General features: G+C 67.5%; 10 protein-coding genes. 3 read left to right on the top strand and 7 right to left on the bottom strand.

The genetic code is table 11. The features are described 5' to 3' along the window. Positions 1-606: 606 nt before the first annotated feature. The 4 genes from ACJ7IV_RS01740 to ACJ7IV_RS01725 are packed head-to-tail and all read right to left on the bottom strand — an operon-like array spanning position 607 to position 6,354. Positions 607-3,453 carry an FAD-binding and (Fe-S)-binding domain-containing protein gene (locus tag ACJ7IV_RS01740; protein WP_483865530.1) on the bottom strand — a complete coding sequence of 949 codons (2,847 nt, stop codon included), beginning with the start codon at positions 3,451-3,453 and terminating at the stop codon, positions 607-609. Next, positions 3,450-4,130 carry a LutC/YkgG family protein gene (locus ACJ7IV_RS01735; RefSeq protein ID WP_483865529.1) on the bottom strand — a complete coding sequence of 227 codons (681 nt, stop codon included), beginning with the start codon at positions 4,128-4,130 and terminating at the stop codon, positions 3,450-3,452. Before ACJ7IV_RS01735 ends, ACJ7IV_RS01740 begins: the two co-directional genes overlap by 4 nt. Further along, complete coding sequence (locus ACJ7IV_RS01730) at positions 4,130-5,602, bottom strand: LutB/LldF family L-lactate oxidation iron-sulfur protein (protein WP_483865528.1); 1,473 nt, start codon at positions 5,600-5,602, stop codon at positions 4,130-4,132. Before ACJ7IV_RS01730 ends, ACJ7IV_RS01735 begins: the two co-directional genes overlap by 1 nt. Then, on the bottom strand, positions 5,599-6,354 hold the full coding sequence (locus ACJ7IV_RS01725) for a (Fe-S)-binding protein (protein WP_483865527.1): 756 nt from the start codon (positions 6,352-6,354) through the stop codon (positions 5,599-5,601). The genes ACJ7IV_RS01730 and ACJ7IV_RS01725 overlap by 4 nt, the downstream gene beginning before the upstream one ends. 307 nt (positions 6,355-6,661) lie before the next feature. Between ACJ7IV_RS01725 and ACJ7IV_RS01720 the strand changes: the two genes are divergently transcribed. From ACJ7IV_RS01720 to ACJ7IV_RS01710, 3 genes are read left to right on the top strand one after another with little or no spacing between them, the layout of a single operon-like run. Further along, a complete protein-coding gene (locus ACJ7IV_RS01720) occupies positions 6,662-7,447 on the top strand; it encodes a GntR family transcriptional regulator (RefSeq protein ID WP_483865526.1) in 786 nt (261 codons plus the stop codon). A 5-nt stretch (positions 7,448-7,452) separates the two neighbouring features. After that, on the top strand, positions 7,453-9,366 hold the full coding sequence (locus ACJ7IV_RS01715; RefSeq protein ID WP_483866533.1) for a sensor histidine kinase: 1,914 nt from the start codon (positions 7,453-7,455) through the stop codon (positions 9,364-9,366). After that, the gene (locus ACJ7IV_RS01710) at positions 9,359-10,741 is read left to right on the top strand and encodes a sigma-54-dependent transcriptional regulator (protein WP_483865525.1); all 1,383 of its coding nucleotides are present in this window, start codon (positions 9,359-9,361) and stop codon (positions 10,739-10,741) included. The genes ACJ7IV_RS01715 and ACJ7IV_RS01710 overlap by 8 nt, the downstream gene beginning before the upstream one ends. Here the strand turns inward: ACJ7IV_RS01710 and ACJ7IV_RS01705 are convergent. The 3 genes from ACJ7IV_RS01705 to ACJ7IV_RS01695 form a co-directional block, all read right to left on the bottom strand. Next, on the bottom strand, positions 10,717-11,388 hold the full coding sequence (locus tag ACJ7IV_RS01705; protein ID WP_161431542.1) for a metal-dependent hydrolase: 672 nt from the start codon (positions 11,386-11,388) through the stop codon (positions 10,717-10,719). The genes ACJ7IV_RS01710 and ACJ7IV_RS01705 overlap by 25 nt on opposite strands. A 110-nt stretch (positions 11,389-11,498) precedes the next feature. Further along, positions 11,499-12,050, bottom strand: coding sequence for a gamma carbonic anhydrase family protein (locus ACJ7IV_RS01700; RefSeq protein ID WP_483865524.1), 552 nt, complete (start codon positions 12,048-12,050; stop codon positions 11,499-11,501). A gap of 27 nt (positions 12,051-12,077) precedes the next feature. Continuing rightward, positions 12,078-13,418 (bottom strand): sodium-dependent transporter, encoded by a 1,341-nt coding sequence (locus ACJ7IV_RS01695; RefSeq protein ID WP_483865523.1) that lies wholly within the window; start codon positions 13,416-13,418, stop codon positions 12,078-12,080. Positions 13,419-13,424 lie beyond the last annotated feature (6 nt).

Raw genomic sequence — 13,424 nt, 5'->3', positions numbered from 1 at the left:
GCTCAAGGTTCAAACGTTCTCAAATAGATCCAAAGATCTATGACGAGTCGCTTGCCTTGATGGTTCAATGACATGATCACCGAGCCATCGACAAGCGCCCACATGAATTACCTGATCGATTGTTAAAGAGCGGCTTCGAACCCTGTCGGGTGAAGCGTCTCGCTTGCTGCCGGCCGGAGCGAACTCCGTGTCGCCAGCGCCCTGCGAGGAAGGCGTATTCTACCGATTCGCCTCAGCGTGTCAAGCGGTGGTTGGCGATGCGCTGCACCCCGTCCGTGTTTCCGCTAACTGCCCTTCCCTTCCTGCCGAGATGGCTGCGAACCCAGTGGCGCACATTCTATCGGACGTGCCGTGATTGTCAATCGGAATGTTTCGAAGTGATTCGAAAAACTCCAAGCAGAACAATCACTTCTGCCACCTCCACCGCCTGCAACGTGTGCCCGTCGCCGGCAGCGGATGCGTACTTTACGGATCCGCGAGCCGGGGCGCAAGCCCTTCCGGTAAAAAAGTTTCAGCAGCCTCTCCAAAAGGCGAAGACGGCATGACCACTGTATCCACACCCCCTCGGTTCGCAGGGACTGTGGATAGCCGTCTCGCCGTGCCTGCCTACCGGCTGGCACGGTCGAGCAGCGCGAGTATCGAACGATACGGGATGCCCCCATGCTGGGACAGTCCGATCTCGCAGGTCCGTGAGTTGGAGTAGCCCGCACTACAGTCGACCACCTGTTCCGCCAGTCCGGCGAGTGCCGAGGCATTGAGTTCCGGCACGCTGAATCCCTTGTCCCCGGCGAAACCGCAGCAGGTAACCTCCGCGGGCACCACCACCTCGCTGGCACAGGCCCGCGCCAGGGCTATCAGCTTCTCGCCCAACCCCATCCGCGTGCTGGAGCAGGTCACGTGGACTGCGACCCGCTCATGGAGCGGCCGAATGGTCAGGCGCGGCAGCAGGTGATCATGGGCGAAGGTGACGGGCTCATGCAGCGCCAGGCAAGCATCGAGGCTCTCCTGCATCTGCAGGGTGCAGGGGCTGGTATCGCAGAGGATCGGATAGCGGCCGTTCTCGCTGGCGGCGAGCAGTTCGCGATTGAGTTCGCGCCCCTTGTGCTCCGCCTCATCGAACTGCCCCTTGGAACGGAAGGCCATGCCGCAGCAGAGACTATCGACCCGTTCGGGAATCACCACAGAGAAGCCGGCCCTGTCGAGCAGCGCCAGGGTGATCTCCATCACCGAACGCGGCTCCCCGGCGTCGCGACGGTCGGCGCCGAACATGCGAGTCGCACAGCTGGGCAGGTAGACCACCCGGGGCCGATCATCGCCCGCATCCGACAACTCTTTCAGCACGCGCACCGGCGCGGCCCCGGGCAGTGCCGGCGTCCACAGCGGTACACGCTCGCCGCTCAGGCGACGCGCGCCGCGGGCCGCACGCGACATCAGTGAATCGCCCATCAGCTTGTTTACTGCCCCTGCAGCCCGCAACGAGCCTCGCGCCAGCCGGGTGACACCGCCGAAGTGGCGGCCGATGCGGCGCGCCAATCCGGCACGCTGGCTCAGGCGGCGTCGACGCATGTCGCGCACCAGGTCTCCGGTATTGATCCCTACCGGACACTGGGTCTCGCACAGGCCGTCCACCGCGCAGGTGGCATCCACATGATAGGCAAGGCCCCCACGCAGTGACGCCAGGCGCGCCGCATCCGCCTCGCCTGCCGAGTCACCCAGCGCCTCGAGGCGTGCCACCTCGCGGGTGATCACGATGCGCTGGCGCGGCGTCAGGGTCAGGTCCTTGGACGGACAGACATGCTCGCAGAAGCCACACTCGATGCACTTGTCGACGATCTCGTGGGCCGCCGGCAGCGGCTTGAGGTTCTCCAGATGCAGGGTCGGGTTGCGGCTCAGGATCACCTCGGGGTTGAGCTGGTTCTCGGGGTCGAAGAGCGCCTTGATCTCCCACATCAGCGCATAGGCCTCGGGGCCCCACTCCAGCTCCACGTAGGGCGCCATGTTGCGCCCGGTACCATGCTCGGCCTTGAGCGAACCGCCATACTCGACCCCGACCAGTTGCGCCACCTCGTCCATCAGCGCCTGGTAGCGCTCGACCTCGCCGGGCTTCTCGAACCCCTGGGGAAAGACGAAGTGCAGGTTGCCCTCCAGGGCGTGGCCGAAGAGGATCGCCTCCGCATAGCCGTGGCGGTGGAAGATCTCGGTCAGTGCCAGCACGCCTTCGTCGAGCCGTTCGATGGGGAAGGCGACATCCTCGATGATCACCGTGGTTCCGATCTCGCGCACCGCACCCACCGCCGGGAAGAGCCCCTTGCGGATCTTCCAGTAGAGGGCGTAGCGATCGGTATCGCGGGTGAAGGTGACCGGTTCCAGGGTACGGATACCCTCCAGCGTCCGCTGCACCTCGTCCATGCGCGCGGCCAGGTCGGCATCGTCGTGGCCGCGCACGTCGATCAGCAGCGCCGCCGCCCCGTCGGGGAGCGTGCGCAGCACCTCGGGCATTCCTGCCTCGCGCTCCACCGAGCGCAGCGCGGCACGATCCATCAGCTCCACCGCGGAGACCGGCGAACGCTTCAGGGCGATGGTGGCCCGGCAGGTGGTGGCCATGTCCGGAAAGAAGGCCAGCGCCGCCGCCTTGTGGGGTTCGTCCACCACGGTCTGGTAGGTGATGGCGCTGATGAATCCGAGGGTGCCCTCGGAGCCGATCATCAGGTGCTTGAGGATCTCGATGCCGTCGCTGAAGTCGACCAGGCTGTTGAGGGCATAGCCGGTGGTGTTCTTGAGCCGGTACTTGTGGCGGATCCTCTCGGCCAGTTCGACATTGGCCTGGGTCTCGGCGGCAAGGTGCTCGAGCCCCGCCAGCAGCTCGGCGTGGCTGCCGCGGAAGGCCGCCACGCTCTCGTGATCGGCGGTATCCAGCAGGCTGCCATCGGCCAGAATGACCCGGATATCACGTACCGTGCGATAGCTGTTCTGGGCGGTGCCGCAGCACATGCCGGAGGCGTTGTTGGCGGCGATGCCACCGATCATGCAGCTGTTGATGGAGGCCGGGTCCGGGCCGATCTTGCGTCCGAAGGAGGCGAGCAACTGGTTGGCCCGAGCGCCGATCACCCCGGGTTGCAGGCGGATCGCCCGCCCCTCGTCGAGGAGCTCATGGCCGCGCCAGCCTTGCCCCAGCTGGATCAGTACCGAGTCGGTGACCGCCTGGCCGGAAAGCGAGGTGCCGGCAGCGCGAAAGGTCACCGGCAGCCGTCGGGCCCGGCATTCGGCAAGGGTCACGCGCAGCTCCGCCTCGCTCTCGGGGCGCACCACCAGCCTCGGCACCAGGCGATAGAAGCTGGCATCGGTGCCGTACGCCAGGGTGCGCAGCGGATCGTCGATCAGCCGCTCTGCAGGCAACGAAGCCGCCAGGGCGGCCTTCAGCTCCCGGTAGGCCTCGGCGCTCGGCCGGCTCATCGCGAGACCCCAGCGGAGTCGCCGGCATGGCGCACGATGACCACCAGTTCACGCGGCCCGTGCACCCCGTAGGCCAGGGTCTGCTCGATATCGGCGGTCTTGCTGGGGCCCGAGATCAGCAGGGCGTTGGTGGGCATGCCATCGGCCCAGCCATGGCCCTCGACAACATCGAAGAAGGTGTCCGCAAGGGTATCGGCATCCAGCACGGCGATATGCAGCGGCGGTACCAGGCTGATCAGGCGTGGCTCGTCGGGTGTCGGCCATAGCCACAGGCTGCCGGTCTCGGCGATGGCCCCGCGGGTGGAGGTCAAGCCGGCATCGACGCTCTCGAACTGCTCGCGCTGCCACTGTTCGATATCGCGATCCACGCCGACCAGTTCCACGTCGACATCGGCCAGGGCGCTGCGCGCCTCGACAGCCACCGGGTGCTGCTTGCCCAGCGCCAGCCGACGCACGCCCTTGTCGGCGAGCACCCCGGCCAGCGCCTCGGTCCAGCGAGCCTGGTCGACATGGACCACCTCGCCATGCACCGAACCGATCCAGCGCTCGAAGCGTGCCAGGCGCTCCTCCTGGCTCCAGCCACGATTCGTCGCCACGGTGAAGTCGCTCTCCGGCGCACTCAGCGGTCCGTCGAGGCGCTCGCGCAGGCGCTTGAGAATGGCGTTGCGGGCACTCATCAGCGCTCCTCCTCATGGCTTTTGCTGTTCGGCTCATGGCTCTTGCTCGCCTGATGCCGCTTGACCAACGCATGAAGGGTGGTACCGGCCGGCTTGGGGGCGGTGCGGTAGTCGGTCCAGGCACCCAGCTTCGCGGGCGTCAATGCCCTGAGCTTGCCGGCCACTGCGGTGCCACTGCGCCAGGCGCCGGGGTGGGTGGCCAGCCACTGGAAGCCCTTCCAGGCGGCGACCTCCTTGCGAGTGCGCTTGATGCCGGCGCCGGGCACGTTGCCGCGCCCCTCGCCCACCGACTCCTTGCGCAGCCGCACCAGCAGGTCGGGGATCGGGATCTTCACCGGGCAGACCTCGCCGCAGGCGCCGCACAGGCTGGAGGCGGTGGGCAGGTCCTTGGTCTCCTCGAGCCCCATCAGGTGGGGCGAGAGGATGCTGCCGATCGGGCCGGGGTAGGTGGTGCCGTAGGTGTGGCCGCCCACCCGGGTATAGACGGGGCAGTGGTTCATGCAGGCGCCGCAACGGATGCAGCGCAGGGTGTCGAGCAGCTCATCGTCCTGATAGATGCGCGAACGGCCGCTGTCCACCAGCACCAGATGGACCTCCTTCGGCCCGTCGTGCTCGCCTTCTTTGCGCGGCGAGCTGATCATGTTGAAGTAGGTGGTGACGTGCTGGCCGGTGGCCGAGCGGGTCAGCAGGGAGTAGAGGGGCGGCACGTCGCGCAGCCGCTCGACCACCTTCTCGATGCCGGTCACGGCGACGTGCACCGGCGGCACCGTGGTGGTCATGCGGCCGTTGCCTTCGTTCTCCACCAGGCACAGGGTGCCGGTCTCGGCCACCGCGAAGTTGACCCCCGAGACCCCTACATCGGCAGCCATGAAGCGCTCGCGCAGCTGCTGCCGGGCCGCCGCGGTCATATAGTCGACGTCGCGGGTGCGCTCGGTGCCGGTCTTGTCGTGCAGGATCTCGGAGATCTCATCGGTGTTGAGATGGATCGCCGGCATGATGATGTGCGAGGGAGTCTGCTGGTTGAGCTGCACCAGGTATTCGCCGAGATCGGACTCCAGCGCCTCGATGCCCGCCTCCTCCAGATGGGCGTTGAGGTGCATCTCCTCGGAGACCATCGACTTGCCCTTGATCACTGAGCGCGCCCCGTGGGACTCGCAGATCTCGCGGACGATACGGCACGCCTCTTCGCCATCCTCGGCCCAATGCACCCGGATGCCGTTGGCCTCGCAGTTGGCCTCCAGCTGCTCGAGCAGGTCGGGCAGCTTCGCCAGTGCCCGCAGGCGGATATTGGCACCCAGCTCGCGCAGGGTCTCCAGGTCCCAGTCATCGAAGCTGTCACGCCGCTTGGACATCAGGCCATCCATCGCCTTGCGGAAGTTGGCGCGGATCTGCGGGTTGCCCAGGGCATCGTGGGCCTGACGATGGAATTCGCGCGGGGTGTAGGTCTGCACGCCGGGGGGCTGTCCGCTCATGAGGTCCTCCGCCACAGGTAACTGGCGATATGCTCGCCCTGGATCGGCTTGTTCAGCTTCTCGAAACGCCCGCCGATGTTCATCATGCAGCCGCAGTCGGAGGTCACGAAGCGCTTCGCCCCGCTGGCCTCGATGGCCTGGGTCTTGTCCTCCACCATGGCGGCGGAGACCTCGGGGTGACGCACCGCGAAGGTGCCACCGAAGCCGCAGCACTCGGCGGCCCGCGCCTGCTCTACCAGCTCGACCTGACCGAGCTTCGCCAGCAGCGCCGGCCCGGTCTCGGCCAGCCCCATCTCGCGGCGCGCACTGCAGGAGGTGTGCATGGCCACCTTCTCGGGCTCGCCGCGATCCTCCAGGTCAAGATGGCAGACATGGACCAGGAACTCGGTCAGCTCGAAGACGCGCCCGGCCACCTCCTCGGCCTTCGCCTCGAGGTCGCTGCCGGCGAAGAGCTGGGGGTAATGGGTGCGCATCATGCCGCCGCAGGAGCCCGAGGGCACCACGATCGGCCAGGGCTCGGGGAAGAGGTCGAGCTGGGCCGCCGCCACGGCACGCGCCTCGTCATGGTAGCCGGAAGTGTAGGCCGGCTGGCCACAGCAGGTCTGGTCCTCGGGGAACAGCACCTCGATGCCCTCGCGCTCGAGCAGCCGGATGGCATCCATCCCGGCCTCGGGGTAGAAGAGGTCGATCAGGCAGGTGCCGAACAGGTAGACCTTGTCCGGCCTCGGAGGGTAGAGCTTGACGGCGGTCATCGGCGATTCCTTCAACAGCTGGCATGGTCGTCACTCTGGTAAAGTGGTAAAACCAATTTACCCGACGGATTCGGCGAACCTTACGGAGGCCTCCGCTACAGTGTCAAACGAGCGACGGGGTTTTTCTCGCCATATCGCGCTAGACTTTGGTCTACCCAGGCTCGGCATTATTACAAGCTTTTGAAATTCGGTAAGATATTCTCTCCTTTCCGACAACCTCACCACGCCGGATATTGGTAATACCAATATCCGGCAGTAAGATGTGGCCAAGCCTCCCCATCGAACCCTCGACCACCGGAGCCTCGCCATGGCCTACCCGCCCCTGCGCCAGCCGCGCCTGACCGATGTGATCACCGAAAGACTCGAGGCGATGATCCTCGAGGGCAGCCTCCAGCCCGGACAGAAACTGCCACCCGAGCGTGAGCTGGCGGAACGCTTCAGCGTCTCGCGGCCCTCGCTGCGCGAAGCCATCCAGAAGCTCGCTGCCCGGGGCCTGTTGATCAGCCGTCAGGGGGGCGGCACCTTCATCAGCGAGGAGCTCAACAGCGGCTACAGCGACCCGCTGCTCGAGATGCTCTCCCGTCACGGCGAGTTCCACCTGGACCTGCTGGAGTTCCGCGATGCCATGGAGGGCCTCTCCGCCTACTATGCCGCGCTGCGTTCGACGCCTACCGACAAGGCGCTGCTGATCAAGCGCTTCGAGGAACTGGAGGCGTGCTTCCAGAGTCACAACCCGGCCGAGGAGGCCAAGGCCGATGCCGCCTTCCACCTGGCCATCGCCGAGTCGGCGCACAATGTGCTGCTGCTGCATACCATTCGCGGCATCTTCCATCTGCTGGAGAAGAGCATCGTCGACAACCTGGCCCACCTGTTCGAGAAGCCCGAGTCGCGCCCCCTGCTGATGAAGCAGCATCGTGCGCTGCTCGATGCCATCCTCGAGGGCCGGGCCGAGGACGCCCGCACCTGCGCCCACGAGCACCTGGTCTTCGTGGAAGAGGGGCTGCTCGAGGTCGAACGCGCCGAGACCCGCGCCCAGCGCGCCCTGCGCCGCGCCCAGGCCATGCCCGTGCCGCGCCGCGAAGGAGCTTCATGACGGCGATGGCCCATGCGTCCCGGCTACCCAGGCGCTGGCGGCGCTGGCTGTGGCTGCTGGCGCCGCTGGGTCTCGCCCTGGTGATATGGCAGGCCGCCGAGGTGGCACGCCAGCAGGCACTGCAGGAACTCCGGCAGGATGCCGATAACGAGCTGCGCCTCTCGGCCGCCGGACTGATCGGCCACCTCTCCCGCCACGACTACCTGCCCCGACTGCTGGCCTCCCGGGAGGCGGTGCGCCGCTTCCTCTCCTCTCCGGAGAGCCAGGATCCCATGCCGCTCAACCGCCTGCTCGACCGCTTCCGGGCGGCCACCGGGGTCTCCGACATCTACCTGCTCGACCGCCACGCCGACACCCTGGCGGCCAGCAACTGGCATCGCCCCGACACCTTCATCGGCCAGAACTACGCCTTCCGCAGCTATTACAGCGACGCCATCGCCGGCCGACCCGGGCGCTTCTACGGCCTCGGCGTGCAGTCACTGGAGCGCGGCTACTACTTCTCTGCCCCGGTCTGGCTGGACGATACCGCCCCCGATGCCTCGCCGGACGGGGTCATGGTGGTCAAGGTGCTGCTCGACGCGATGGAGGAGAGCTGGGCCGAGCAGGAGGCCGAGCTGCTGGTCACCGACGCCGACGACATCATCTTCATGGCCAGCAGGCCCGAGCTGCGCATGGCCTCGCTGGCGCCGCTCTCCGCGGAGGAGAGGGAGGCGCTGCTGGCCACCCGCCGCTATGCCGACGAGCCCCTTCACCACTCCGGCCTCGAGGTGCTCGCGCCCCTGGGCGAACGCACCCGCCTGGTCGGCTTCAGCTCGGGACCGCTGGCCGACGAGAGCTTCCTGGGCCTGCAACGTGCGCTGCCCGAACTCGGCTGGGAGATGCTGATCCTCAAGCCGCTGGACCCGGTAACCCAGGCCCAGTGGACCTCTGCCCTCCTCGCCGGCGGGCTCTACGGCATCGTACTGCTGGGCGGCGGCTTCGGCTGGCAGCGTTTGCGACTGCGCCGCGAGCGCGAACTGTTCGCCGAACGCGAGCGGCATACCCTGGCCCGGGCCCGTGACGAGCTGGAACGCAACGTGGCCAGCCGCACCCGCGACCTGGTCGAGACCAACCGCCGCCTCTCCGACGAGGTCGAGGAGCGCAAGCGCGCCGAGGCGGACCTGCGTCAGACCCGCGATGAACTGATCCAGGCCGCCAAGCTCGCCGTGCTCGGCCAACTGGCCGCGGGCATCAACCACGAGCTCAACCAGCCCCTGGCCGCGATTCGCGCCTACGCCGAGAACGCCCGCGCCTTTATCGCTCGCGAGCGCCTGGAGAGCGCCGACCGCAACCTGGCCGAGATCGTCGAACTGACCGGACGCATGGCCGAGATCAGCGCCCAGCTGCGCCAGTTCTCCCGCAAGGGCGACGAACGGCGCAGTGCGGTGTCGGTCAGTGACTGCTTCGAGTACGCCCTGCGCCTGTTCCAGACCCGGCTGCAGGACGCCGGCGTGCAAATCGAACGCCGCTTCCCCGAGGCTCCCGTCTGGGTCAGGGCTGACCCGGTGCGCCTGGAACAGGTGCTGGTCAACCTGATCGGCAACGCCCTGCACGCTATGGCCGGCCGTGACGCACCATGCCTGACGCTGAGCGTCGAGGCCGACCGGGAGAGTGTCGAGCTGGCGGTGGAGGACAACGGTCCGGGCATCGCCCCGGCCGACCTGCAGCGGATCTTCGAACCCTTCTTCACCACCAAGTCACCGGGCAGCGGCCTGGGCCTGGGGCTCTCCATCTCGTCGCGTATCATCGACGACCTGGGCGGCCGCCTCGCCGCCGGGAACCGCCCCGAAGGCGGTGCCCGCTTCACCATTCGCCTGCCCCGGGAACATCTCGCCACAGACTCGCCCCACACCGACCAGGAGAGCCTGCCCCATGCATGAACCGGCAGACATTCCGGTGATGATCGTCGATGACGAGCCTCACCTGCGCATCAGCGCCGGCCAGACCCTGGAGCTCGCCGGCTATACGCCGGCCCCCTACGCTGGGGCCGAGGCCGCGCTGGCGGCGCTCGAGGACGACTTCCCCGGCGTCATCGTCAGCGATATCCGCATGCCTGGCATGGACGGCATGGCGCTGCTGCGCGAGGTGCGCCGTCGCGACCCCGACCTGCCGGTGATCCTGATCACCGGCCATGGCGATATCTCCACCGCCGTGGAGGCCATGCGCGAAGGCGCCTGGGACTTCCTGGAGAAGCCCTTCGCCGCCGAGCGGCTGGTGGAAGTGGTGCGGCGCGGGGTGGAGAAGCGTCGTCTGAGCCTCGAGAACCGTCGGCTGCGCGCCGAACTGGAGGCCCAGCAGGCCGCCCCCGGCCCCCGCCTGGTGGGCCGCACCCCGGCCATCCAGCGCCTGGCGGCCATGGTGCAGCGCATCAGCCAGGTGGAGGCCGACGTGCTGCTGTTCGGCGAGACCGGCGCCGGCAAGGACCTGGTGGCGCGTGCCATCCATGAGCGCAGCGCCCGTGCCGGCCACCCCTTCGTGGCGATCAACTGCGGCGCGGTGCCGGAGAGCACCATCGAGTCGGAGCTGTTCGGCCACGAGAAGGGTGCCTTCACCGGCGCCGTGGAGCGACGCATCGGCAAGTTCGAGCACGCCAACGGCGGCACGGTGTTCCTCGACGAGATCGAGTCGATGCCGCTCTCGCTGCAGGTCAAGCTGCTGCGGGTGCTGCAGGAGCGCAGTGTCGAACGCCTGGGCGCCAACGAGCCGGTACCACTGGATATCCGAGTGATCGCCGCCACCAAGGTGGATCTCAAGGCTGCCGCCGAGGCCGGGGCATTCCGCGAGGATCTCTACTACCGCCTCGACGTGGTCACCCTGCCGATCCCCTCCCTGCGCGAGCGACGCGAGGACATCCCGCTGCTGTTCCAGCACTTCGCGGTGGTGGCCGCCAATCGCAGCGGCCTGGAGGCACCGCCCCTCGATGCCGCCGGCATCTCGGCCCTGCTCGCCCACGACTGGCCGGGCAACGTGCGCGAGCTGCGCAACCTCGCCGAACGCTATGTGTTGCTGGGGGCGGCCTTCGACTACCGGCTGGATGCCCTGCTGGCCGGCGCCGAGAGCGAGGCGGGCGAACTCCCGCTACCCCAGCAGGTGGAGCTGTTCGAGAAGAGCCTGCTCGACCAGGCACTGACCCGCCACCGCGGCCGGGTCAGCGAGGTCAGCGAGGGGCTCGGCCTGCCGCGCAAGACCCTCTACGACAAGCTCCGGAAGTATGGCCTGCGCGCCGAGGACTATCGCCACAGCGCCGCGCCCTGATCGAGCAGCGTCAACAGCGGTGTCCAGGCGGGCAGCAGCGGCACCAGGCCGGCGATCAGCAGCAGCATCAGCACGGAGTTGCAGGGCTCCCGGTAGTCGAAAAGCTTGAAGGCGGTGCCGAAGGAGCGCTTGAGACGCGCCCCGGTGAGATCGACGCTGAACATCTCGTCGAGCAGCAGGTGTATGCAGAAGCCCAGCAGCACCGCCACTCCGTGGGACCAGGCCAGGCCGGGCTCCAGGAGCAGCAGGCGGTGACCGACGGCGCTGGTGGCCAGCGCACAGAGCAACCCGGCCAGCAGGGAGTGCCAGATCCCGCGATGCACCGAGAGGCGCTTGAAGACCGGGCTCAGCAGGTAGCGCACACCGATGTAGATGCCGCCGCACGCCAGCAGCAGCCTCCCCGGCGTCAGCCAGGCCTGCATCAGCAGCGCGCCGGCCACCACCGCCAGCAGGGCCAGGGTGTTGAAGATGAGGCGCACGGCGTGGGAGTTGTCGGCGTCGATATCGGGAAGGATCCCGCCGAAGCTGGTCAGGGCCGCCACGGAGAGCGCCTCTGCCGGGCTCCAGAGCCCTGCCTGCCAGCCGCCCACGGCGAGCAGGGTGCCACCGCCCACGGCGGCAGTGAGATGGGTGCGAAAATCGGCCATGCGGTAACGGACTCCTGCGTCTCCGGCCATCCGATGCTGGACGAAAAACCAGCTGGACAAAAAACCAGATTATCGCCCGTTACCACATGGAAAAACAGGGGCTTAGAAGGTTATTCCTCGGCTGCCGCTAGGTAGTCGTCCTTGAGCCTGACGTAGTTGCCGGCGGTATAGGGGAAGAACTCACGCTCCTTGTCCTTGAGCGGGCGCAGCGCCCTGGCCGGATTGCCGGCGTAGACATGGCCACCCTCCAGGTGCTTGCCCGGTGGCACCACGGCGCCGGCGGCAATGATCACCTCATCCTCCACCACGGCGCCATCCATGACGATGGCCCCCATGCCCACCAGGATGCGGCTGCCCAGGGTGGCACCATGCAGGATCGCCTTGTGGCCGATGGTGACGTCGTCGCCGATGGTCAGCGGGAAGCCGCCAGGATTGAAGTCGCTGGCATGGGTGATATGCAGCACGCAGCCATCCTGCACGCTGACCCGCGCGCCGATCCGGATGCGGTGCATGTCGCCACGGATTACCGCCATGGGCCAGACCGAACAGTCGTCGCCCAGCTCCACATCGCCGAGCACCAGGCTCGCCGGGTCGATATAGACCCGCTCACCAAGACTCGGGCGCTTGCCTTTCCAGGGCCGAATGGCCATCAACTCGCTCATCGGGATCTCCTCATCTTCGATCGGCATTCAGATCAGTCCGGCCACCAATACTACCAGCGTCAGCGGAATGGCGACCCAGCGGGTCACCATGCGCCATAGCGTAAAGCCGCTGTCACCCACGCCCAGGGCGCGGCGTGCCGTGGCCTCCGGCACCACCCAGGCGGCGAAGATGGCGATCAGCAGGCCACCCAGGGGCAGGAAGACCTCCGGCGGGATGGTGCTGACCAGCTCGAAGCCGTTCATGCCGAACAGCGGGCGCCACTCGGCCAGGCTCGAGAACGAGAATACCGTCAGCAGCCCGAGCAGCCACACCGCCAGGCCCACCAGGGCCGCGGCGATACCACGCTTGAGGCCCAGGCCCTGCAGCGTGGAGACCATGGGCTCGGCCAGGTTGATCGACGAGGTCCAGGTGGCCAGCAGCAGCAGCAGGAAGAAGAGACTCAGCCACAGCGCCCCCCAGGGCAGTTCGGCGAAGGCGATGGGCAGGGTGACGAACATCAACCCGGGCCCCTCGCCGGGGTCCATGCCCTGGGAGAACACCACCGAGAAGATCGCGATGCCGGCCAGCAGCGCCACGGTCACATCGAGCACCGCCACCGCCCCGACGGCCCGCGGCAGGCTCTGGTGGTCCGGCATGTAGGCGCCGTAGGCCATCAGCGCGCAGGCGCCCACCGCCAGGGTGAAGAAGGCGTGACCCATGGCATGCATCACCACCAGCGGGGTCACTGCCGAGAGATCGGGCTGGAACAGCCACGCCAGGGCGGTGCCGAAACCGCTGGTGGTAGCGGCATAGCCCGCCAGCATCAGCAGCAGTAGATAGAGCAGCGGCATCAGCAGGTTGTTGAGGCGCTCCAGTCCCTTGGCCACCCCGGCGGCCACCACCAGCATGGTCATGGCCAGGAACAGGGTGTGGTTGAGGGTCATGCGCCCCGGGTCGGCCAGGAAGGCATCGAAGCCGGCGCCGATCTCGGCGGGGGCGGCACCGCGGAAGTCGCCATTGATTGAGGCCACCAGGAACTCGATGGACCAGCCGGAGACCACCGAGTAGAAGGAGAGGATGCAGAACACCGTGAAGGCGCCGAACAGCCCCAGCAGACGCCAGTGGCGGCTGGCACCGGCCGCCGCGGCCAGGTGCCCCAGCGAGCCCACCGGGCTGCGCCGCCCGGCGCGCCCTATCATGATCTCGGCCATCATTACCGGCAGCCCCAGCAGCAGCACGAAGGCCACATAGAGCACCAGGAAGGCCGCCCCGCCGTTCTCGCCGGTGATGTAGGGGAAACGCCAGATGTTGCCCAGCCCCACCGCCGCCCCGGTTACCGCCAGGATAAAGGCGCGCCGCGTGCTCCAGCGCTCCAGCGTCTCGCTCATCGTTGC

The sequence above is a fragment of the Halomonas sp. C10-5 genome, assembly GCF_057169305.1.
Note: the sequence above shows the minus strand (reverse complement) of the source record. Positions and strands in the feature narration are given on the sequence as shown.